This window comes from Nitrosopumilus zosterae (genome assembly GCF_025998175.1).
Lineage (GTDB): Archaea > Thermoproteota > Nitrososphaeria > Nitrososphaerales > Nitrosopumilaceae > Nitrosopumilus > Nitrosopumilus zosterae.
Map to the genome: position 1 here is coordinate 1,106,836 of NZ_AP026695.1, position 22,222 is coordinate 1,129,057.

At 33.7% G+C, this 22,222-nt stretch carries 23 protein-coding genes; 9 read left to right on the plus strand and 14 right to left on the minus strand.

What is annotated here, in order from left to right; genetic code table 11:
• Window positions 1–3 precede the first annotated feature (3 nt).
• From OO712_RS06770 to serB, 5 genes are all read right to left on the minus strand, one after another.
• Window positions 4–996, minus strand: coding sequence for a cysteine synthase family protein (locus OO712_RS06770; RefSeq protein ID WP_109876092.1), 993 nt, complete (start codon window positions 994–996; stop codon window positions 4–6).
• Window positions 997–1,004: 8 nt separating this feature from the next.
• Window positions 1,005–1,241: a sulfurtransferase TusA family protein gene (locus OO712_RS06775; RefSeq protein ID WP_109876093.1), complete on the minus strand. Its 237-nt coding sequence runs from the start codon at window positions 1,239–1,241 to the stop codon at window positions 1,005–1,007.
• A gap of 69 nt (window positions 1,242–1,310) precedes the next feature.
• Complete coding sequence (locus OO712_RS06780) at window positions 1,311–2,231, minus strand: PHP-associated domain-containing protein (protein ID WP_225866800.1); 921 nt, start codon at window positions 2,229–2,231, stop codon at window positions 1,311–1,313.
• Window positions 2,232–2,278: 47 nt separating this feature from the next.
• Window positions 2,279–3,004, minus strand: coding sequence for a coenzyme F420-0:L-glutamate ligase (cofE, locus tag OO712_RS06785; protein WP_109876094.1), 726 nt, complete (start codon window positions 3,002–3,004; stop codon window positions 2,279–2,281).
• A gap of 34 nt (window positions 3,005–3,038) precedes the next feature.
• The gene (serB, locus tag OO712_RS06790; protein WP_109876260.1) at window positions 3,039–3,689 is read right to left on the minus strand and encodes a phosphoserine phosphatase SerB; all 651 of its coding nucleotides are present in this window, start codon (window positions 3,687–3,689) and stop codon (window positions 3,039–3,041) included.
• 104 nt (window positions 3,690–3,793) lie between these two features.
• Between serB and OO712_RS06795 the strand changes: the two genes are divergently transcribed.
• The 3 genes from OO712_RS06795 (at window position 3,794) to egtB (ending at window position 6,948) form a co-directional block, all read left to right on the plus strand.
• On the plus strand, window positions 3,794–4,078 hold the full coding sequence (locus OO712_RS06795; RefSeq protein WP_109876095.1) for a hypothetical protein: 285 nt from the start codon (window positions 3,794–3,796) through the stop codon (window positions 4,076–4,078).
• A gap of 67 nt (window positions 4,079–4,145) precedes the next feature.
• Window positions 4,146–5,588 (plus strand): proline--tRNA ligase, encoded by a 1,443-nt coding sequence (gene proS, locus OO712_RS06800; protein WP_109876261.1) that lies wholly within the window; start codon window positions 4,146–4,148, stop codon window positions 5,586–5,588.
• A gap of 49 nt (window positions 5,589–5,637) precedes the next feature.
• A complete protein-coding gene (egtB, locus tag OO712_RS06805) occupies window positions 5,638–6,948 on the plus strand; it encodes an ergothioneine biosynthesis protein EgtB (protein WP_109876096.1) in 1,311 nt (436 codons plus the stop codon).
• Here egtB and egtD read toward each other — a convergent pair.
• Window positions 6,945–7,967, minus strand: a complete 1,023-nt coding sequence (egtD, locus tag OO712_RS06810; RefSeq protein ID WP_109876097.1) for an L-histidine N(alpha)-methyltransferase — start codon at window positions 7,965–7,967, stop codon at window positions 6,945–6,947. The two genes, egtB and egtD, sit on opposite strands and share 4 nt — an antisense overlap.
• Before the next feature lie 95 nt (window positions 7,968–8,062).
• Between egtD and OO712_RS06815 the strand changes: the two genes are divergently transcribed.
• On the plus strand, window positions 8,063–9,028 hold the full coding sequence (locus OO712_RS06815; protein ID WP_109876098.1) for an ABC transporter ATP-binding protein: 966 nt from the start codon (window positions 8,063–8,065) through the stop codon (window positions 9,026–9,028).
• On the opposite strand, the gene OO712_RS06820 is transcribed toward OO712_RS06815, so the two are convergent.
• Window positions 9,025–12,549 (minus strand): chromosome segregation SMC family protein, encoded by a 3,525-nt coding sequence (locus tag OO712_RS06820; protein ID WP_109876262.1) that lies wholly within the window; start codon window positions 12,547–12,549, stop codon window positions 9,025–9,027. The two genes, OO712_RS06815 and OO712_RS06820, sit on opposite strands and share 4 nt — an antisense overlap.
• A 614-nt stretch (window positions 12,550–13,163) precedes the next feature.
• On the opposite strand from OO712_RS06820, the gene OO712_RS06825 reads away from it, so the two are divergent.
• On the plus strand, window positions 13,164–13,898 hold the full coding sequence (locus tag OO712_RS06825) for a carbon-nitrogen hydrolase family protein (RefSeq protein ID WP_109876099.1): 735 nt from the start codon (window positions 13,164–13,166) through the stop codon (window positions 13,896–13,898).
• Here OO712_RS06825 and OO712_RS06830 read toward each other — a convergent pair whose 3' ends face one another.
• The gene (locus OO712_RS06830) at window positions 13,899–14,993 is read right to left on the minus strand and encodes an inositol-3-phosphate synthase (RefSeq protein WP_109876100.1); all 1,095 of its coding nucleotides are present in this window, start codon (window positions 14,991–14,993) and stop codon (window positions 13,899–13,901) included.
• A 102-nt stretch (window positions 14,994–15,095) separates the two neighbouring features.
• On the opposite strand from OO712_RS06830, the gene OO712_RS06835 reads away from it, so the two are divergent.
• Genes OO712_RS06835 through OO712_RS06845 form a run of 3 tightly spaced genes read left to right on the plus strand, consistent with a single transcriptional unit; the run spans window position 15,096 to window position 17,471 of the window.
• Window positions 15,096–16,037, plus strand: a complete 942-nt coding sequence (locus OO712_RS06835) for a deoxyhypusine synthase (RefSeq protein ID WP_109876101.1) — start codon at window positions 15,096–15,098, stop codon at window positions 16,035–16,037.
• A gap of 49 nt (window positions 16,038–16,086) precedes the next feature.
• On the plus strand, window positions 16,087–16,800 hold the full coding sequence (locus OO712_RS06840; RefSeq protein ID WP_109876102.1) for a proteasome assembly chaperone family protein: 714 nt from the start codon (window positions 16,087–16,089) through the stop codon (window positions 16,798–16,800).
• Window positions 16,801–16,850: 50 nt separating this feature from the next.
• On the plus strand, window positions 16,851–17,471 hold the full coding sequence (locus OO712_RS06845; RefSeq protein WP_109876103.1) for a LysE family transporter: 621 nt from the start codon (window positions 16,851–16,853) through the stop codon (window positions 17,469–17,471).
• On the opposite strand, the gene OO712_RS06850 is transcribed toward OO712_RS06845, so the two are convergent.
• The 3 genes from OO712_RS06850 to OO712_RS06860 all read right to left on the minus strand — a co-directional run bounded on the left by OO712_RS06850 (window position 17,468) and on the right by OO712_RS06860 (window position 18,681).
• Window positions 17,468–17,599: a hypothetical protein gene (locus tag OO712_RS06850; protein ID WP_263970046.1), complete on the minus strand. Its 132-nt coding sequence runs from the start codon at window positions 17,597–17,599 to the stop codon at window positions 17,468–17,470. The genes OO712_RS06845 and OO712_RS06850 overlap by 4 nt on opposite strands.
• Before the next feature lie 88 nt (window positions 17,600–17,687).
• Complete coding sequence (locus OO712_RS10700; protein WP_264953650.1) at window positions 17,688–18,392, minus strand: DNA-binding protein; 705 nt, start codon at window positions 18,390–18,392, stop codon at window positions 17,688–17,690.
• A 40-nt stretch (window positions 18,393–18,432) separates the two neighbouring features.
• A complete protein-coding gene (locus OO712_RS06860) occupies window positions 18,433–18,681 on the minus strand; it encodes a hypothetical protein (protein WP_109876106.1) in 249 nt (82 codons plus the stop codon).
• A 73-nt stretch (window positions 18,682–18,754) separates the two neighbouring features.
• On the opposite strand from OO712_RS06860, the gene dinB reads away from it, so the two are divergent.
• A complete protein-coding gene (gene dinB / locus OO712_RS06865) occupies window positions 18,755–19,849 on the plus strand; it encodes a DNA polymerase IV (RefSeq protein ID WP_109876107.1) in 1,095 nt (364 codons plus the stop codon).
• A gap of 9 nt (window positions 19,850–19,858) precedes the next feature.
• On the opposite strand, the gene artG is transcribed toward dinB, so the two are convergent.
• The 3 genes from artG to OO712_RS06880 form a co-directional block, all read right to left on the minus strand.
• Window positions 19,859–20,776: a thaumarchaeosortase gene (artG, locus tag OO712_RS06870; protein ID WP_109876108.1), complete on the minus strand. Its 918-nt coding sequence runs from the start codon at window positions 20,774–20,776 to the stop codon at window positions 19,859–19,861.
• 238 nt (window positions 20,777–21,014) lie between these two features.
• Entirely contained in the window at window positions 21,015–21,497 is a 483-nt protein-coding gene (locus OO712_RS06875) for a hypothetical protein (protein WP_109876109.1), read from the minus strand.
• Window positions 21,498–22,157 (minus strand): DsbA family protein, encoded by a 660-nt coding sequence (locus OO712_RS06880; RefSeq protein ID WP_109876110.1) that lies wholly within the window; start codon window positions 22,155–22,157, stop codon window positions 21,498–21,500.
• Window positions 22,158–22,222: the final 65 nt, after the last annotated feature.

Consider the following 22,222-nt stretch of genomic DNA (forward strand, 5'->3'; position numbering starts at 1 on the left):
AATCTAATAGGCCAAGACAGACATATGTTGTGCTTCATTCAGAGCATTTTCAAATTCTTCTTCAGACATGACATTTTGTGATGCGTAAACACTTTTGAATTTTCTTCCATCATCTGCAAAAATTCCCACCACGCATGCATTGTCCTCAACAGGATATTTTTTCATGCACGCATAGACTGCAGCAGAGGAAGGACTAATCAAGAGTCGATCTTTTTCGAGTACCTCTTTTACTACAGAAAATGCTTCTTTATTGTCAACAGATACCCAATCATCCACCACATTTTCTCTTTTTAAAAATAAATCAGGTTTAGCAGACTCTTCAAAATTCCTCCAACCTTGTATCAAATGATTTTGTTGTGGTTGACAACCAATAATTTTGACATTAGGGTTTTTTTCTTTAAGAAAAGTCCCAATGCCAGTAATGGTTCCTCCAGTACCTACACCTGTAAAAAAATGAGTTACTTTCCCAGCAGTTTGTTTCCAAATTTCAGGACCTGTGCCAACATAATGTCCTTTGAAATTTGCTTCATTAGCATATTGATTTGGAGAGTAGTAAGTGTCAGGCCTTGAGGAAGCAATAGATGTCGCTAGGGCAATGCTTTGATCGGTTCCGGCCCCAACTTTAGGGCATAAATCATCGCTTGTCTCAAACACTTTAGCACCAAGATTTCTAATGATATCTTTGGTTTCATTGCTGGCTTTTTCTGGAATCACAATCTCAACTTTGTACCCCAACACATTTGCAATACCAGTTAACGCAATTCCTGTGTTTCCGGAAGTGGGTTCTATGATGATGCTTTTTCCTTTTGTTAAAATCCCTCTCTCTTCACCATCTTTGATCATCCAGTAGGCCGCTCTATCCTTTACTGAACCGAATGGGTTATGGCCTTCCAATTTTGCAAAATATTCAGTATTGTTGTGTGAAAGAGAATTCAGTTTTACAAGAGGAGTGTTGCCCACACGACTTAGGACATCTGTATCAGTGACAGTAGTCATAATTCCGGTTATTTCACCTTTTTAATTTGAAAAGTAATTACATCACCATCTTTTGATAAATCTAATAATTCATGACCGTTTCGTGTAACCCACCTGGATATGTCGTCTTCTGCAGCAGGATCATCGGCAGATACGGTCAAGGTTTCACCAACTTGCATTCTTTCAATTTCAATTTTTGTTCTGAATACAGGTTCAGGACAAAACAAACCTGTCGCGTCTAATTTTTTAGCAGGAGATTCAGACATGATGTATAATTCATCAAAGACGTTTTGTCATATTAAAATCTATTTGAGTTTAGCTTATCCTACTTTGACTCATAATGCCATTTTGAACATGGTGGCCAGATTTCGGTCTTTCATAAAACCAGGATCATGGTTTTGAAAATTAATTTTTTGTGAGATTCGTCTCATCAGATAGATTGCAATGTTGTAAAATAAAGACCACATGTGACTGTTTTGGTTTGAATCATAGATTCTTAGCAATAATGTCAAGAGCCATTTTGAATTTGGGTAGTGTTCAGAAATGTAATCAATCAAGTAATCCTTAGAATTATTAATTTTGTATTTTAGATGGTCTAGTGTTTCAGATTGTAATGCATAGCCTGTTTGAGATATGCTGATTTTCCCTTTTTTCATCGCTTGTAAAATATCATCAAGGTTATTTTCCGAATCAATTACATTCACACATCTTCCAAGTGTGGATATTACATGGGAGTCACTTCCTGCAACTTGAATCATATCATTGTCTAATGCAAATTGAGTTGCTCTAGCATTGGATAGTATGTCAATATTGTTACTATTGAAAACTTCAACCATATCACATTTTTTTGCATTGTCACGTAATGCGTCAAGTAGACTGAAGGGATGAGGTGCAGATGAAACTCCTCCCTGATCCCGGACTTTATCAATTACGTCATCAAGAGAAAGGCCTACAGGAATTTCATCATAAAGCCCATAGGCCAAAACATGTGCCCCATTATCAATTGTGATCTCTTCTGCCGGAAAAACATCTATGTTTTTGAATTTTTCATGATCATTTTTGTATTCCAGTAATTGATGATACCCATCTAGAGTATTGTGGTTTGTTACAAAAATTGCATTTAATCCTAAATTATATGAACGCTCAAGTTGATCCCGTATTGATATATTACAATCATATGGAGGTTCTTTGTCACCAACATGAAAATTTGAAAATGAATTATGGCAGTGTAATTCAGCGTTAATGGGCAATTTCAAAAGAAATCTTCTTCTTTAGATTATAATTCTATTGAAAGAGAAGAGAATCATCTAAAAAGATCTTCGTGTTCTGGACGAATTAACTCATCAATAACATGTTCTTCAATTTTAAATGGGTAGCCACGTATTATTGCAATTGGAGATTTCAGTGATTTTCCCATCACCAATTCTGCTGCAGAAGAAAGCTCGTCAGCTACAGCAATTGCAGTGACACGTAAAATTTTTTGAAATGAATCAAGAGTTCCAGCATAATCAATTATAGGATTTAATCCAGAAATACCAATTGCACAATTAGTTTGACCCATACGAAAAGGACGGCCAAACGTATCAGAAATGATTACTGCTACATTTTTGTTAGTTTGTTTTAAAATATTGTAACGAATTGATTCTGCAGAGATATCAGAGTTAATCGGCAACATGGTAGCATGTCCTTCTTTTACGTTGCTTTCATCAATGCCTGCATTTGCACAAATGAAACCATTTTTTGTTTCAACTATAATTATCCCATTTTTCATTCTGACAATTCTTTTTGTTTCAGATAAAATTAATTCAATTAATCGTGGATCTTTTTGATATTGAGAGGCAATTCCTTGAGACAGTAAAGAAGGCACAATATCAGATAAACGGACAGTTCTTCCTTCTTGTTTTGAGATTATTTTTTGTGCAATTACAATAATATCTCCATTGTTCAGTTCAGAAGATTTTATGATTAACTCAGAGATATTGTCAGAGGGTTCAATTTCTTTTTCAATAAAGATTGGAATGATTTGCAAACAAGATAACTAAAAAGATGGACTAAAAAATTGTTTAGGCAGGAGAGACTGTTTCCAGTTGTATCTTGTAGTGTTTGTTAATAATATCTAGAACTTTAGAAAGATCTTTTTCTTCCAAAGTAGTAGTAGCTAAATCTTTGACTATATCCTGAGCCCTATAAGCAATTCCTAAACCGCAGATATCAAATAATTTTACATCATTTGCTCCATCTACAACACAAACTATGTCTTCCCTTTTTTCACCCCATTCTTCAATTTTTATTTTAGCAGATTTGGATTTATCAGAATCAACATTAATAATCACGCCATCAAGTTTTCCGTCTTTAAATAATAATTCATTAGAAAAGACATAATCAAGACCCAGTTCTTTTTGTAATCTATCCATCATCAAAGTGAATCCACCTGAAACTGCCATGAGTTTCCAACCAGCAGCTTTTAAGACTCTGCACAGTTCTTTTGCACCAGTCATTATTGGTAATGCATCAGCAACTTCCTGACACATTTTTTGATCAAGACCTTTAAGAGCGCCAACTCTTGTTCTCAAACCTTCTTCCCAGTTAATTTTGCCTTGAATTCCTTGTTTGGTAATTTCCCAAATCTCATCTTCTTTGTGGAGTTTTTCTGCGAGGAGTGGAAGGTATTCTTCATCATATAAAACACCTTCAACATCAAAAATTGCAAGCAACGGATTTCTGATTTGCAAAAAAATTGCTAATTATATTAAAGTTTAAACTTTTTTGAGATCCAAAAAACGCTAGTAATAAATCACCGTATGTTTTATGATTAAACATGGCAGAATTAGAACACAAATATGAAGTTGACATAAGTGAAAAAGAAGGAAGACAAAAACTGCCACAGGATGTAAAAGACGAGTTAAAAGCATCAGGCATGATGGATGAGAAAGGGAAATTGAAATTAAAAGGCGTCAGTCCAAAAATGCTCAAAAAAATGAAACAGGAATTTGTTGATTGCCCAGTATTGAAAGAAGAGATTCAATTTATTCAGTGTTTTGTGTGCCCAAATTTCCAAAGTAGGGTAATGGGCAAAGTTCTCTGTAAAGGGGATGCTCTTTAAAGAAAATAGAGATTTGCAAAATTCTCACGAAAGGCTCATTAGTTAAATTAATTCTTTGAGTTTTAGCTTGAGTAAAGAGGACATAGGGATCACAGTTACAAAAAAAGATGATTTTAGTGAGTGGTACACACAAGTAGTCCTTAAAGCAAAACTTGCAGATTATGCACCAGTGAAAGGATTGATTGTGCTTAGGCCGGATGGATATTCCATTTGGGAATCATTAAGAAGCACATTTGATAAAAAATTTGCAAAAAATGGAATCAGGAACGGATTTCTCCCAATTTTAATCCCAGAATCATTGTTAGGTAAAGAACAAAAACACTTTGCAGGATTTAATCCAGAAGTTTTTTGGGTAACTCATTCAGGAACAAATGAAATTGGAGACAAACTTGCACTGAGACCAACATCAGAAACTCTGGCATATACAATGTACGCCAAATGGATTCAAAGTTGGAGAGACTTGCCACTAAAAATTAATTTTTGGAATACAGCTTTGAGAGCAGAAATCAAAGCTACAAAACCATTTCTTAGAACATCAGAATTTTTATGGCAAGAAGGGCATACAGTCCACACATCACAGGAAGAAGCAGAAGAAGAAGTGATTAAAATTTTAGAGATTTACAAAAATTCAGTAGAAGAGGAATTGGCAATTCCTGTAACAGTGGGGAAGAAAAGTGAAAAAGAGAAGTTCGTCGGTGCTGTATATACAACCACTATGGAATCAATCATGCCAGATGGGAAAGCATTGCAGATGGGCACATCTCATTTTCTAGGACAGAATTTTTCAAAACCATTTGAAGTGAAATTTGCAGATAAGGACAATGTAGAACATTTTGCATGGCAAACTTCATGGGGAGTGTCATGGAGATTAATCGGAGCAATGATCATGGTACATGGAGATGATAAAGGACTAGTGTTGCCTCCAAAAGTAGCGCCAATACAAGTTGTAATTGTTCCAATTTATAAAAATGATGAGGGTAAAGAAAAAGTATTACCAAAAGTTGAAGAAATCAAAAATAAATTAGAACTAAAAGAAATCAGAGTTCATGTTGACAACAGAGAAGGGTTATCCCCAGGCTACAAATTTAATGATTGGGAACTAAAAGGAGTACCACTAAGAATAGAAATTGGACCTAAAGATATTGAAAAAGAAAGTGTAGTTATTGCAAAAAGATACAATTGTGAGAAAACAAATTTGAATTTTACAGATATCGAAAGAATTGTTATAATTTTAGAAGAAATTCAAAAAGAAATGCTAAAAAATGCACAAGAACAATCTAAAAAGAACAGCATAAACATATCAGACTACTCGGAATTCAAATCTAAAATTGAGGGAGGAGGTTTCCTAAATGCTCCGTGGTGTGGAAAATCAAAATGTGAAGAAAAAATCAAAGAAGAAACTGGTGCAGATATCAGAGTAATTCCATTTGGCAGTGAAAATTTAAATTTAAAATGCATATACTGCCAAGAGCAAAGTCAATCAATCCCAATTTTTGCCAGAGGTTACTAGAAGAAATTAGCCACAAACATAATAATAGAAAAAAGATCATTGTTCGTTAATGGCCTCCAGTCAAAAATTAGATCAAAAGGGAGTACTATTAGAACAGTTTAAAGAAACACGAAATAGAACACTAGAACTTGTAAAAACTTTAGAAAAAGATGACTTTGTTGTTCAAACTGCTGTTTTTATGAGTCCTCCAAAATGGCACATAGGCCATGTTAGTTGGATTTACGAGGCAATCATGAGCAAATTAGATAAAAGTTATGAATTTTACTCAAAAGAGTTTACAGAGTATCTAAATTCGTATTATCAACAATTTGGAGTTCCACATGACAAAGGATTGCGAGGAGTAATTTCCAGACCAACCGTTGATCAATTGTTTCAATACTTTAACACTATTAATCAAAGGGTGGAGAAATTTATCAAATCACAGGCATTAGATGAAAATGCAATTAAAGTTATTACAATGGGATTTCACCATGAATGCCAACATCAAGAACTTTTAGTGTATGATTTGCAACATCTTCTTGCTGAACAATATAGACCGGTAAAAAAAGAGATTGCAGACAAACCAAAAGAGAATGACAAAAAATCAATCTACATCAAAGGAGGAATTTATGAAATGGGTTACAATGGAAAAAACTTTTGTTACGACATAGAACTTCCTGAACACAAAGTTTACCTTAATGATTTCAAGATGGACATATTTCCAGTTTCTAATCAACAGTATTTAGAATTCATTGAAGATGGAGGATATGAGAATTACAAATATTGGCTGTCAGACGGATGGGAGAAAGTAAAAGAAAACAAATGGAGGTCTCCCATGTATTGGGAAAAAATTAATGGTGAGTGGAATGTCCGAGATTTTATAGGAATTAGAAAAATCAATCCAAATGAGCCAGTATGTCATGTCAGCTATTATGAAGCCGATGCATATTGTAAATGGGCAGGAAAAAGACTCCCTACAGAAGCAGAATGGGAAAAAGCAGCTTGTTGGAATGAAGAAAAACAAGAAAAATCAATTTATCCTTGGGGAAATGAAGAGCCAGAAAAAGACAAATGTAATTTATTAGAATCATATTATTGGAAATGTACAGAGCTAGGAACATTCCCAAATGGCACTAGCCCTTCAGGATGTCAACAAATGATTGGAGATGTTTGGGAATGGACGTCATCAGAATTTATCGGATATCCAGGATTCAAATCTGGATTTGATGAGTACAATGACAAATGGTTTACGAATCAAAAAGTTTTGAGAGGAGGATCATTTGCAACACCAAAAATGTCCATCAGGGGAAGTTATAGAAATTTTTTCAGATTAGATGAGCGTTGGTTATTTTCAGGGTTTAGATGTGCAGAAGATATCTAAATTTTGGATGCCAGTGTTAGTGAAAAATAATTTTTATCATCTAACCAAGTATGTTTGATGTCAAATCCCACATCATCAAGAAGTTTATGGATATCAGATAACTTGTACTTGTGAGAATATTCGGTATGAATCAGTTCGTCTTTTTCCAAATTTAATAAAAGATCAGATTTCGATATTACTACAGATTGATTTACTAGAGATTTCAGATACATCTCGATTCTCTGATCATGTTCATTGTATAGTGAATGATGTGAAAAATTATTTAAATTAAAATCTGCATCAAGTTCATCATTTATTCTAGAAAGAACATTTAGATTAAATTCCGCAGTTATGCCTTGAGAATCATCATAAGCAGATTCTAAAATCTGCCTATCCTTTACTAAGTCAAGTCCAATCAAAAAAAGATCACCTTTTTTCATGGTTGAATTTATTTTTTGTAGGAATTCATGCCCATCAACAGGAGAGAAATTTCCAAAACTAGAGCCTAAAAATAAAATTAAGTTTTTTTTCTCATCATAGTTTTTTAGAAATTCTAAACCACCTTCGTAGGTGTCAATTATTCCAGTTATGTGCAAATGGTCATAATCTTTCAATAAACTCTCTGAACTTTCTGCCAAAATCTCAGAGATGTCTATAGGGAAATATTCAACAACATCATAAATTTGTGAAAAAATATCAAGAATTATTCTTGTTTTTACAGATGCCCCACTGCCTAATTCAACGACTCTAAAATTTTTGTCCAAATAAGAAGGCAATTCATTTTGAAGTTTTTTTAAAATTGTAATTTCGGTTTTAGTAGGATAGTATTCAGGCAACATACAAATTTTTTCAAATAAATCTGAACCTTTTTTGTCATAAAAAAATTTAGGAGAGATGAATTTACAATGCCTGTTTAAACTAAAAGATATTTCTTCAGCAAATGTTTTTTCAATTCTACTGGCATGAGGTTTGAAATATTGAAGACGGTTATCAATGACATATTTTTTATAATTTAGATTTTTTTGTAAAGTATTACTCAAGTATTAATTCCGGGATTTTTCAACATAAATGCGTTATCCCAAATTTTACGCATAAATCGTATTTCTTGATATACTTCTTGTTTTAACAATAATCAATGAAAGAAATACTAAAAGTTGAGCATTTACAAAAATATTTTAATAAAAAAAGCATGTTTGGAGGAAAAATATCAACAGTCAGGGCAACTGACGATGTTTCATTTTCGCTTGAAATAGGCGAGGTGTTAGTATTAGCAGGAGAATCAGGTTCAGGAAAATCAACTATTGCAAAATTAATTCTTAGATCAATTCAGCCAGATTCGGGAAAAATCTTTTTCGAAGGACATGAAATTGATGATGAAAAAAAGAATTTGGAAAAAATTAGAATGAATTGTCAAATGATTCATCAAGATCCATACGACTCAATCAATCCAAGAATGAAAATTGGAGACATAGTATCAGAACCACTAGAAATTCACAACATAGGAAACAAACAACAGAGATTAAAGAGAGTAGTCGAAGTTTTGCAAGAAGTAAAACTAGAGCCAGCTAACGAGATCATAAAAAAATACCCCCACATGCTATCAGGAGGACAAAGGCAAAGGGTAGTATTGGCAAGGGCGTTGTCCATCAAACCAAAAATCATCATAGCAGATGAGCCTGTATCCATGCTAGACGTGTCAATAAGAGCAGAGATGCTCGAATTAATGCACGATTTACAGAAAAAATACAATATTTCATTTATCTATATCACGCATGATTTGGCAACTGCAAAATATTTTGGTCAAAGAATAGGAGTTTTGTATAAAGGAAAAATTGTGGAGATGGGTCCAATTGACCAAGTTTTATTGAAACCAAGACACCCTTATACCCAAGCATTAATTGACGCCATTTCAGAGCCAGATCCTGACAACCTAAAGAGAGAAAAGAAAATTAGAATTAAAGATGCAACAGACGAAGATGTTTTTCAGGGATGTAGATTCAGAGCAAGATGCCCATATGTGATTGAAAAATGTGCAGAAGAACCAGAGTTATTGGAGATTTCGGACAGACATTATTCTGCATGTCACGTAAAATTAGACTAGGAAGTTTGTACAGAAGGCATTCGTTTATCTTTGTAAGTCACAACATTGGAAACGCCATTCTTTGGGAAAACACCATAGATCAATTTTGCTTTTTGTATAACAGAATCTTTCAAAGAAACCATTATGAATTGACTCTCATGGGATCTTTCTTCCAAAATTTTTGCCAGTCTTTCAGAGTTGGGAGCATCAAGATGTGCATCTACTTCATCAAACAGGTAAAATGGAGAAGGCTTTAGCTTTTGCAATGCAAGTACAAATACAATTGCAGCTAAAGTTTTTTCACCACCACTAATTGAGGTTGATTCTCTTTTTGGCTTATTTGGGAATTGAATCAGATATGATATTCCAGAATTAAAGATATCATCTTCATTTTGTAATTCTAACCATGCATTACCTTCAGTCATTTTATTAAAAATCAAACGAATTTCTTTATCGACTTTGTCAAATGCATCCAAGAATGTCTGACGCTTATCTTTCTCTATATCTTCAATGAATTTAACAATGGAGTTTCTTTCTTCTTCAAGAGAATTCTTTCTTGTAGACATTGAACGATATCCATAGGATACTTCCAGATAGGTTTCAGGGGCTTTTGCATTTAATGCATTTAAAGAATTTAGTTCAGCAGTTAATCCCTGAACAATTGACTCAACATCGAATGTTTCCATATCTTTGTCAAACCCAAATGCGGAGAGAATTTGCTGAAGTTTCGTTTCGTTTTCAACTAAATCATGCAAATCCCTGTTCAAAGAATCAGTTTGACGCTCCAATGAATTGATTTGTTTTGTAATTTCTCGATCTTTTTCAGATAAAACTTTGAGTTTATCATCGTATTCTTTCAGATTTTCAATTGAAGAACCAGATGTGGATATAAGTTCCTGCTCTTTCTCTCTTAATTTAACAAGAATTTCACTTTTTGATTCTTTTTGTTTTTCTAATTCTTGTATTTTTGATTCTAGTTCTTGATGTTCCAAATTCAAAGAATGTTCTTCATTATAAAGACGATCAGATTGAGACTTTTCTCTGTTTTCTTGAGTTTGCAATGTTGTTTGTTGAGAAGATTTATCGCGATATTCATTCATTATTGTAGTGTATTGTTTTTCAATTTCAGACTTCCTGGAATTTATTCTAGACAATTCATTTGCAATTCGAGTCTGTTCACCACTTGCATAATTTTCCTCTACGATTGCGATACGTTGACGTAATGATTCGGCATGAGATTCAGTAGTGGAGATTTCAGACGCAATAGTAGAATTTCTAGAAGTCAATTCAGAAATTCTTTTTGTCAATTGATCTTTCATGGTAATTGCTGAAGTTATTCTGGATTTCAAATTTGCAAGATTCTCATTTGTAGAAGTAAGAGAATTTTCAGAAATGGAGAGTCTTTCTGCATAAGATTGAATGGAATCATCTAATTTTTTCAAAGAATGTTTTTTCTTTAACAGATATTTTTTTATTAATCCAATAGACTGGAATAATCCATCAATATCACTACTCATCGAAATTAGTTTTGTAAGTTTAGAAATTTTTGAATTAATGTCTATTACAACAGTTCCGCCTTTTGCTTCAAAGAATTCACCATCAATAGTCACAGCCTTGTAACCTTTTTGAGACAGATTATACGCAGATTCACGCGTTTCAGTAAGCACAATATTTCCAAACAAGAATGTTTTGAGTGCAGTGTATGCAGAATCACAAGTCACGTAATCTGCAAGAATTCCCATTATTCCTGATTCGGTAGGCAATTTTAGTTTGAATTGAGGAATTGCTTCAAGTGGGATAATTTTCAATTTTGGAAGATTTTTACTTTTAGCTACTTCAGCAATTCCAAGCAATGTTGCAAAATCTTTTACCACTATAGCTTTAATCCAATCTGAACTCACAGCCAATACTGAACGTTCGTATTTCTTATCCCATGAAATCATTTCATAAACTAGACCGTCAATTCCAAGTTTCTCAGCATCTTCTTTTAGTTTTGCAACAGTATAATCTTCATGCATGAATCCTTTTACTGTCTTAATTTTTGATTCGTATTGAGTTGCAGCTTTGTTAGATTTTTCTAAAATTAATCCCAATTCATCCATATCATTGTTAATCTTTGATTTTCGTTCATGCAATTTTGAAATTCTAGATTTTAATTCAGTTATAGATGCAGTGTGGTTATTCACCATCGATTCCAATTGAGATTCATATCCAGATAGTTTTACAATGTCATTTTCTATTTCATTAAATTTTGCAGTGTTTGTGTTAATTTTAATGAGAGATTCATCGTTTTCATTTTGTAGTTTGGACAATTTTAATTCAGACTGATTAAGTGCTCCAGTTAAAGACTTTATTTTATCATCAATTTCGGATTTTTTTGCTGCAGCTTGTGATTGTTCATCTAGAATTTTATTTCTTTGCGAATCAATTATTTCCAAATCAGCATTTATTTTGTTTTTCTTTAGATTTGTTTCTTCAATTGAATCTTTAATTTTATTTATTTGGGAATTGATATCATTTCTAGCTTGATCAATGGCTTCAATTTCTTTTTTAATTTCCGGAATTCTAATTTCAATTTGCTCCAGTCTTTTCTTTGATGCAGATATGGCACTATTATCAATTTCATATTGTTCCATAGCAGAACTTATTTCTATATCCAAAGATGCTTTTGATTGACTGTAATCATTAGCTTCGGCCATCAATTTAGATTTTTCAGTTTCAAGAGACTCAATTTCAGTTCGCAAAACATTTCTTTCTTCATCAAATTTTGTGATTTCAGATGTCAGAGTATGTAGTGTGGATTCTTTTGAGGATTTTTGGCCTAAAATAACTTTCAGTTTGTTTGCAGCCGCTATTGCCTTGTAGCGATTTAATTCACGCTCCAAAATATCGTGTCGTAATTTTTGATTTCTTTCTTCTTCAAGTTCGTCAATCCTTTTTTTTATTTCACCCATTTTTGCAAGTGCAATTTCCAGTCTTCTATCTGCCTCATCAAGTTGTTTTACAGACTCTGTCTTTTTTTCATCAAAATATGATAAACCAATTAAATCTTCAATGGTTTTCCTTTTTTCTTCTGATGTAAATTCAGAAATTCTGGTGACTGTTCCTTGTTGAACAGCATTTAGTTGACCCAATCCAGCATTTGCCATATCCAGTAAATCAAGAATGTGACTTCGGTTTGTTTTCTTTTTATTAAGATAGTAGGTATTTTCTCCACTTTCATCCATTTCTCGGGTGATCTCAACCTGATCTGAATCAACCGGAATTTTTCGGTCGGTGTTATCAAAATGCACACTAGATCTGGCCATTTTTGGTCCACGACGATTTCCCTCAATATCATGAATTAAAGATCGTAATTTATCAACCCTCATTACTTTGGGCTTGTTTTCACCCATTGCAAAAATTATGGCATCCAAAATGTTGCTTTTACCAGAACCGTTTGGGCCAGAGATAGACACAAGTCCAGGTTCAAATTGAACAGTAGTATTCTTAAATCCAAATGATTTGAAACCAAAGATCTCGACTTTTTTTACATGAACCAATGACAATAATCTTGTATTGCGTAGGATAATCGATGGTTAACAAGTTTAGTTGACATAATTGAGCAATTTTTCTTGTTTTGTTATCATATTTTTCGTAATGGTACAGATCCAGGGTATTCATAATTAAAATACAATGAAACTAGGAAAATGACAAATTGTTTTGAGCACATTACAAAGTCAAAAACCAAGATCAGGCACAAAAAGGATATGTTTTAAATTAAAAGTGGTTTCAGGCTTAATCGAGTTTCCCCTTGAACGCCTGAAGCACACAAACGATAGGACGGTGATAAATTATCTACAACAAAATGGGAGATAACATCTTGTATGTATAGTAAAAACAGACAGAACTGTTCAAAAGGAATTTTATCTTTACCGTATAGATTGTTTGAAACAAATCATATCAACGGAGTTGTGATAAATCCTACGACTGAGCCGACCATGAATAGGAAGAGATTTTTTGGAAACACCATGTTTCACCTGCCCTTAAATTGGAATAAAAAATATAGATTGTTTGAAACAAACAGATCATTTTTGTAAGGAATAAAGCATTATCAAAATTTTTCAAATTCAGTGACAAGTCACCTATAATTACCGATGGGAAGATTCAAAAATTAATGGTAAAATTAGGATTAATTCAGACTACATCGTACGAATCTAATCAGAAAGGAATAGCACAAGTTTCAAAGACTATTAAAAAATTAGGTCAAAAAGAGACAAAAATAGTATGCCTACCAGAACAATGGCTAAAGAACAACATTATCAAGGATTTCGATTCAGAGTTTTTAGAATTTAAGAAAATCGCAAGAGACTTTTCAATGACTATTATTCCAGGAGCGTTTTATGAGATTAGAAAAAACACCTCAATAATTGCTCCAGTTATTGGTCCCGAGGGCGAATTTATAGGAAGGCAAGAAAAAATTCATCCTTTTGATTATGAGCGCGATAGCGTGAAACCTGGGAATGAGGCTAAAATTTTTAAAACATCTTGTAAGTTCGGAATAATTATTTGCTATGACATGGTATTTCCCAACGTTGCAAATGTTCTTGCAAAAAAGGGAGCTCAAGTATTATTTTCTCCAAGCAGAATTGTTCGAAGAGGGATCGCACCTTGGGAAATGTATGTTCAGGTCAGAGCGCTAGAAAATAGAATCCCAATTTTAGCTGCAAATGTGGAGAATCAAAGGTTTGGAGGAAACAGCATCATTGTGGATTTAACAGAAGATAATAAAGTAGTCACAACAAAAATCATTAAATTAAAAGGAGCAAGTGAAAAAAGCAAAGAATTCATTCTTGAAAAATATGAGAAAAGTAGAAAAAGCAGATTTGCAGATTCAAATAAATTTCAATAATTAATTACCGGCAACAAACTTTTCACATTCAGCTTTTGCTTTTACATCAGAAGTTTGTTCTATTGGATGTTTCATCAGATAAGCACTAGCAGGTTTAATTGGACCGCCAACACCCCTATCAAGAGCAATCCTTGCCAATCGAATTGCATCAATTACAATCCCTGCAGAGTTTGCTTTGTCATCAACCTCTAAACGAACTTCCATGTTATAAGGAATGTTTGCCCATTGGCGACCTTCAATTCTCATAAACATCAATTTGGTATTTCCTAAGAAAGGAATAAAATCAGAAGGACCGACGTAGATTTGATCATCATCTAGTCTGTCTTTAAGCTGGCTTTGAACACTTTCTGTTTTAGAAATTCTCTTGGAAGCTAATCGATCTTGTTCTTTCATGTTTAGAAAATCAGTGTTACCGCCCACATTGATTTGGTAGGTTTTTTCGATTTTAGTTCCTCTATCACTACATAATTTTGCTAACGTTCTATGTACAATAGTTGCACCAACCTGTCCTTTGATATCATCACCAATGCAAGGAATGTTTTTTTCTTCAAACTTTTTGGCCCATTTCTCATCAGATGCGATAAATGATGGAATGCAATTAACAAAAGCAGTGCCAGTATCAAGACAGATTTGAGCCCAAAATTCAGTTACTTTGTCTGAGCCAACAGGCAGATAAGATACAATAATTTCAACACCAGTATCTTTTATTATTTTTTTTACTTCATCAGCAATTTGTTCAGGAGTTTTGTCACTTTGAATAGGTTTAATTCTATTTTCCACCCATAACCCTACACCATCCAAAATTGGGCTTTCATGAACTTTAGCGTCGGTTTTTGGCATTTCGTCTCTAGGAATCCAATCAACCATGTTCGGATATTCGTAAATTGCCTCATTGAGTAATTTGCCAACTTTGTTTTCCCCAACATCAAATCCGCAAACAAAGTCAATGTCATGTATCCCATATCCTGCTAATTTATCGTGAATGATTCCTGTAACTTCTTGAGAGGGGTTTCTACGGTAATATTCTATACCTTGAATTAATCCAGCAAAACAATTACCAATACCTACCAAACCAACTTTAATCCTATCAGCCATTTGAAGACTGGTGTTATTGGACTTGTTTAAAGTTTTCTTAGAGCATACAGAAAATGTTTCAGTTAAGGCAGAATTTTATACTCGCCATCGACGAATAAAATCATGATAGAACCTGGACGTCCGGTTAAAGACATTGAAATTGATTCAGACACATCAATAGAAAATATTTTTGAAGAGTTGTCTCAATCAGGAGGATTTGAATCAGTAAATCTTTCAGACGGATTAGAGATTTTAACTGAGATGATTTCAGATAAACAATGTCTAAGATTTGTTTCATTTGTAGGAGCTGTTGTTTCAACTGGATTAAGAGGAATAATCAAAAATATGATCAAGAACAAATGGTTCGATGTTGCAATTACCACTTGTGGTGCATTAGATCATGATATTGCAAGGCATTTTTCACACTACAAAGAAGGTTCATTTACAATGGACGATATGGAATTGTCAAACCAAAATATTCACAGATTAGGAAATGTACTTGTTCCAATGGACAGTTATGGTCCACTTATTGAAGAAAAGATGCAGGGATTTTTAGAAGAAGAATATCAAAAGGGAGTCAAAGAGATGACCACTGCAGAAATTTGTAAAATGATCGGAAAGCATCTTGGAGAAGATTCATTTCTTTATTGGGCACACAAAAACAATGTAAGCGTAGTAGTTCCTGGAATTATGGATGGAGCAGTAGGCAGCCAAATTTGGCTTTTTGCACAAAAACATAGTGATTTTAAACTAAACATGACAGGTGATGCAGATTTACTTTCAGGATTCATTTTCAAAGCTGAAAAATCAGGCGCATTTATGATTGGAGGAGGAATTTCTAAACATCATACATTGTGGTGGAATCAATATAGAGAAGGATTAGATTATGCATTTTACATTACAACTGCACAAGAATTTGATGGAAGTCTTAGTGGTGCACTAGTAAGAGAAGCAATCTCATGGGGAAAAGTCACACAAAAAGCTAGACAGTCAACGCTACATGCAGAAGTTACAACAATTCTGCCGTTTATTTATGCGGCACTAATTAAAAAATTACAAAAATAGATCACAAGTTAGACAAAAGATATTATCTGATTAGGACAAACAGAAACCATTGCTTCCTGAAATAAAAATTAGAGAGATCATACCAATAAATCTAGAAGGAGGATACCTTATTGATGGGTTCCCATCTGTCGGGTTTAGTAGTGCAATAGCTTCGGAATCAATGATAAACACATCAAATTTTGAATTAGCAGGCACAATAGATTCAGAAAGTTTTCCACCAATCAGCATAATAAAAAATAAAATTCCAAATTTTCCAACCAGAATTTTTGTAAATGAAAGTTTGAAAGTTGGGATATTTTTATCGTATTTCACTCTTGAGGAATCTCTGCACAGAGTTACTGCTAATGCAATGTTAGAGTGGGCAAAAAAACACAAAATTGAATTAATTGTAAGCAGTGTTGCAATAAAAAATCCAAAAGGGAATGAAGAGATGATTGGAATTGGGAGCACAGAATCGGCCAGAGAGAAAATCAAAGATGCAGGTTTGAAAGTATTAGAACACGGAACAGTTCCAGGGATTCCAGGAATCTTGTTAAATGAAGGAAGTATGAAAAAACAAGATGTCATTGTAATAATTTTTCACACTGATGGACAAGGCCCAGACTTTAAATCAAGTGCAAATCTTTGCTTGGCAATGTCAAAATTAATTCCCGGAGCTTCATGCAATATTCCATCATTGCAAAAAGAAGCAGAAAAAGCAGAGGAAATGATTAAAGAGGCACAAGAAGAATCGAAACATCTGAAAGATTACATGTACAGATAAAAATTCAATTATGTTTATTTTGTTATCCATATGATTGCAATTACAAGAGAATGGAACAGTTTTTTGAATTTGCACTATCAGTAATTGTCATTTCAGCATCAGGAGTAATGGCACCAGGTCCACTTTTTGCAGCCAATGTATCTTATGGATTAAGAGAAGGTGCAAGATCAGGAATCAAGATGGCAGTTGGTCACACAATTGTTGAATTTCCGCTAATTGTTTTATTGGGAGTTGGAGTATTCTCATTTGAGATTTTTCCAGAATTTAGAACAATAATCTCTATTTTAGGTGCCATCACGCTTTTTGTGTTTGCAATTATTCAGATTAAGACAGTTTTTACAAGAAAAGAAATTGCAAAAATAAAAACAAAACAAGGACCGTTAATCACAGGGATTTTACTTAGTGCATTAAATCCATTTTTTATTATTTGGTGGTTTACAATCGGTTTCAAATTAATATCAGATGCAATGTTGATATGGGCATTTGCAGGAATTCTCATTTTATTTGCATTGCATATTTGGATGGATTTTGCATGGCTTGGGGCGATTTCATTTTTTACATCAAAGAGTTCAAAAATTTTATCGAACCGAAATTACAAAATGCTAATGATTAGCCTAAGTGCAGCATTAATTTATTTTGGAATATCTTTTTTATCAGATATAGTATTTTAACCACAATCTAAAATTTCAATTTTAGGTTCACATGAATCATTAAAAAGATTAATCTTTTCAACAATCATTTCACATATTTCAGGATCTAGAGATTTTTCAAATGTGTTAATTTCATTTAAAATTTGCATGTGTTTAATACCACAGGAATTGCCAGATAAACTAAAAAGCACCATCATAAATAAAATTATGAACAAGATTAGAATGATCTTTTTTAAACTAATTTTTTGAAATATCAATTTCCATAGTGGAAACATTACGTTGTTTTCCATCTTGAGAAGTAAGTGAATCAGATGAAATTCGTACGTCACTAATCACATAGCCTACTGAATCCATTCTTTTTACAATCATTTGGGATACATCAACAGCTTGAGTTATTCTTTTTCCTCTAGCCTTAATTGTCACAGTAGGTCTTGTAGAAAGTTGAGTTAAAGTTGCTGAAACATATGTCATGATAGGTTTGGTGCCAACAAAAATTACATCTCGTTCTTCTGGCGGATGATGTGTTTCAGAAGTTTTGTGTTGTGGTTCAGGTTCTGGTGCAGATAGTTGTGGTTCAGGTTCTGGTGCAGATAGTTGTGGTTCAGGTTCTGGTGCAGATAGTTGTGGTTCAGGTTCTGGTGCAGATAGTTGTGGTTCAGGTTCTGGTGCAGATAGTTGTGGTTCAGGTTCTGGTGTTGGTTCAGGTTCTGGTGCAGATAGTTGTGGTTCAGGTTCTGGTGTTGGTTCAGGTTCTGGTGTTGGTTCAGGTTCTGGTGTTGGTTCAGGTTCTGGTGTTGGTTCAGGTTCTGGTGTTGGTTCAGGTTCTGGTGTTGGTTCAGGTTCTGGTGTTGGTTCAGGTTCTGGTGTTGGTTCAGATTTAGTTCTGGTGTCGAATTCAGATAAAATGTCTTCTGCATCTTTTGATTTTTTAGAGTTGCTCAATTTTGAATTCCTGTTATATGAAAACTTTCTCCGGCGTTTATTAATTTTTCAGGTTTTGCCCATCAAGATAGTCTTCAAGTATTTTTTCTAATTGATCTTCGTTACTAGCCTTTCTTATTTTTTCAACCAAATCCTCATGTTCAATTTCATAGCAGTTTAACACGTCTTGAGAATCTTTGAAAACCAGCATTGCCTTATTTTTAAAAATACAATGATATAGTTTTTCTTTTTCCATTTTTTCGGGTTTTAGATTAATGCCATTTTCATCAGCAGAGACGGGGTAATCCATAAAAATTATGAAACATAATCAGTATTTAGATGAATGCACAATATAGTAATAATCAGAACAATATCTAAAAGCATTGGAAACAAGAGTGGTTTTCCACATAGATTTTGATTATTTTTATGCTCAATGTGAAGAGACACGATCACCCGAATTAAAAACAAAACCAGTTTGTGTTTGTGTTTTTTCAGACAGAGGAGGAGACAGTGGTGCAATAGCTACAGCAAATTATGCTGCAAGAAAATATGGAGTTAAATCAGGAATGCCGATTTCGTTTGCAAAAAAAAGACTGGAAGGTAGAAATGATGCAGTATTTCTGCCGGTAGATTTTGATTTCTATTCAGAAATTTCTGAAAAAGCAATGAAGATTATGAAATTCAATGCAGATATCTTTGAATATGTTGGAAGAGATGAGGCCTACTTGGACGTAACAAAAAGAGTGGAAGGAGATTTTAAGAAAGCAAGTCATCTTGCGCAACAAATTAAAAATTCCATTCGAGAAAAAATTAAACTTAGTTGCTCAATAGGAATTTCATCCAACAAGTTGATTTCAAAAATTGCATCAGATTATCGAAAACCAGATGGTCTTACAGTTGTAACTCCAGACAACATGAATGAGTTTTTAAATCCTTTAAAAATCAGAGTAATTCCAGGAATAGGGAAAAAAACTGAAGAAAGATTCAGTGAAATGGGTTTGGAAACGATACAAGACTTGAAAAAACTAGATGTTTTTACATTGAATAAAGAATTTGGAAGAAAGAATGGTGCTTACATCTACAATGCAGTAAGAGGAACGTATAACGAACCAGTCAAAGAAAGAGAAGCAAGCATACAGTACAGTAAAATTTCAACATTAAAAAAAGACTCAAAAGATTATCAATTTCTATCTGAAAACATTATCGATTTATGCAAAGAGGTACACGGCATACTATTGAAAAATAATCGAATGTTCAAATCAGTAGGAATTCATCTAATTCAATCAGATTTATCAAGTAAATCAAGATCAAGAATGTTGAAAAATCCAACTTCAAGTCTTGAAGAATTGCAAAAAAATGCTGACCAATTACTAAGAGAAGCATTAGAAAACCAAACCATCACAATCAGAAGATTAGGTGTGAAAGTTACCGAGCTTTCAGAAGTCCAAGGACAAAGCAGCATTACAAATTATTTTTAAATAGAGATATTATTGTTCACGTTTCTTCATACGTCTGGATTCTATCAAAATTACTACAAGTATGAATGCAAACAGCCACGGTAAAAACATGATCTCACCTGCAATTTTGTGATATTCCTCCCAGGCCACAGGATCTGTTGTTACTTTAAGGGCATACCAAGATAAAGAAAAGATTCGAATCAGATTGACTGTGATTGTGCCTATAATACCTAAAACAAAATACATAGCTTTTCGATGTCTTGGAATGTTCAGTTTTAACATGAAGGCACCAATTACCAAGGAGAAAATAATAATACTGTGAACTCCGGCAGATGGCCAAAATACCTGAAGTGCCATTGAACCATGCTCCCCACGCAAAAACATCACATTATCTTTGGCAATGGCAGTTCCAAGATCAAGCATTGTAATAACCCACACATTAGTTTGAACAAAATATGGGACAACATATTGTAAAGGCCCCAAAGTATCATATGGAAAAAATGCATCAAGCGAAAGAATTAGCGCAGTACCAGTTAGGAAAATAGGTCCAGCAGGAGCGATTCTAATCCATCTCTTGCCAAAGAAAATAGTCAATGCTACAACAACAAAAATTGCCATAATTACAAAGTCCCACATCCATGTCCAAGAATAAATTAATTGTACATCAAACTGTTCTGCAGATTCAATAATGTAATCTCTTAAACCATACTCCAACGAAATCAGATATGCAATAGTCAGAAATGCCAAAGGAATTACTGAAAAAAGTCGTTTTTTAGAGATGACAATTTTCAGTCCAATTAATTCGGCCACTATGAAAACAAGTGCAAAGAAATAACCTCCTCTGCCTTCATTCCAACTCCAAGCGATAGAATCAGGGAAGGCAATCATTGAAAAAATGATAGGTCCAGATATTATGAAAATTCCAAAAATAATATTCCAGTTCTGCATTAGTTAAACCTAAAAAATGGTAAATAAATAGCTCAACTTTGAGGATTTTGAAAAATCACTCTTTAATTAAAATTCAAAAAAACACTAATCTTCGTAATCCTCTATTTCATCTGACTCAGGATCTCTTCTACTGGGCCTAATTGGGACATAAATGAACGTCATATAATCAATTGAGAGTCCTACAACATACATTTCAAGGTTGTAAAAATTTGCCTAATTGGTAATTTCTGATGCATCATTATCGAGTATTGAGAGCACATTCAATTTTAAGAGATTTTACAGTAGTAAAATAAGTGACAGTCAGAATAACAATTGCAATAATTCGAATTGGAACATCATAATTTGTTAGAAAGGCAGTTGCTGTTGCACCTACAGAACCAAAAGTCGAGATTATTGCAAAGCCTATCGGGCCACAACTACACGCACCAGCAATAGCGCCAACAATGGATCCAATAATACCCCCACCCATTTTTTGTTTTGAACTTTTTAGAATGTTTATTCTAAAAATATTCATCGGAATAACCAGTCCAGATAGTGCAGAAAGCATTAAAATCAATACAAATCCCAATTCAGTCCCAACAGGTAAATGACTTATGATGTAAGGTTCTAAGAAAATGTATTCAGACAGAATCAGTAAACCAATTACCATAAAAACGAAAATAACAGATGCCAATAAGACATATTTGAAATTTGAGAATACAAGTTTGGTAGTTTGGATCATTTAGATCATAGGATCCAGAATTTGTTTAAAGACAGAAAATGGTTGTGCACCACTGATTTGTTGTTGTCCGTCAGGACCTACAATAAAGAATCCAGGAGTTCCTTTAACACCATGATCTTTTGCTTGCTGTATATTATACTGAACACGTTTTGAATATTTTCCTGAATCAAGACAACTATCAAAGAGATCCATATCAAGACCCAAACTAAATGCAAATGCTTTTAGTCTTTCAGCATTTGCCCAACCACCATCAATTTTTGGTTCTTGTGAATTGTAAAGAAGATCATGATAATCCCAATACTTTCCTTGATCTTCAGCACAGTATGACGCTTGAGCTGCTTTTGGAGAATCACTTCCCAAAAAAGCTAAATCAACAAAAACCAAATTTACTTTTCCTGTTTCAATATAATCACGTGTTATTGCAGGTTTTGTGTTATGAAACCAATTATAACATTGGTGGCACTGGTAATCACCAAATTCAACAATTGTGATTGGAGCAGAAGGATCTCCTAAAATTGCAGAGCCCATAGCAGTAGAGATGGTACCATGCATTCTACCCACATCAAGATTCACAGTTTCTGCAGGTAATGAAGAGGCAGATACTGTTATACCAACAATAATCGCTGCAACTAATCCTAAAATTACAGCTTTTTTACGCATGTTTCAAAACATATGGAATTGGTTAAAAAAACTTATTCCAAATTACGTGATGATTTTCGTTTGAA

Excerpts from the sequence above, each read along its gene's own strand:
- OO712_RS06770 (WP_109876092.1), bottom strand. The coding sequence starts at position 996 with ATGACTACTGTCACTGATACAGATGTCCTAAGTCGTGTGGGCAACACT.
- OO712_RS06775 (WP_109876093.1), bottom strand. The coding sequence starts at position 1,241 with ATGTCTGAATCTCCTGCTAAAAAATTAGACGCGACAGGTTTGTTTTGT.
- OO712_RS06795 (WP_109876095.1), top strand. The coding sequence starts at position 3,794 with ATGGCAGAATTAGAACACAAATATGAAGTTGACATAAGTGAAAAAGAA.
- egtB (WP_109876096.1), top strand. The coding sequence starts at position 5,638 with ATGGCCTCCAGTCAAAAATTAGATCAAAAGGGAGTACTATTAGAACAG.
- OO712_RS06815 (WP_109876098.1), top strand. The coding sequence starts at position 8,063 with ATGAAAGAAATACTAAAAGTTGAGCATTTACAAAAATATTTTAATAAA.
- OO712_RS06825 (WP_109876099.1), top strand. The coding sequence starts at position 13,164 with ATGGTAAAATTAGGATTAATTCAGACTACATCGTACGAATCTAATCAG.
- OO712_RS06830 (WP_109876100.1), bottom strand. The coding sequence starts at position 14,993 with ATGGCTGATAGGATTAAAGTTGGTTTGGTAGGTATTGGTAATTGTTTT.
- OO712_RS06835 (WP_109876101.1), top strand. The coding sequence starts at position 15,096 with ATGATAGAACCTGGACGTCCGGTTAAAGACATTGAAATTGATTCAGAC.
- OO712_RS06845 (WP_109876103.1), top strand. The coding sequence starts at position 16,851 with ATGGAACAGTTTTTTGAATTTGCACTATCAGTAATTGTCATTTCAGCA.
- OO712_RS06850 (WP_263970046.1), bottom strand. The coding sequence starts at position 17,599 with ATGCAAATTTTAAATGAAATTAACACATTTGAAAAATCTCTAGATCCT.
- OO712_RS06860 (WP_109876106.1), bottom strand. The coding sequence starts at position 18,681 with ATGGATTACCCCGTCTCTGCTGATGAAAATGGCATTAATCTAAAACCC.
- artG (WP_109876108.1), bottom strand. The coding sequence starts at position 20,776 with ATGCAGAACTGGAATATTATTTTTGGAATTTTCATAATATCTGGACCT.
- OO712_RS06875 (WP_109876109.1), bottom strand. The coding sequence starts at position 21,497 with ATGATCCAAACTACCAAACTTGTATTCTCAAATTTCAAATATGTCTTA.
- OO712_RS06880 (WP_109876110.1), bottom strand. The coding sequence starts at position 22,157 with ATGCGTAAAAAAGCTGTAATTTTAGGATTAGTTGCAGCGATTATTGTT.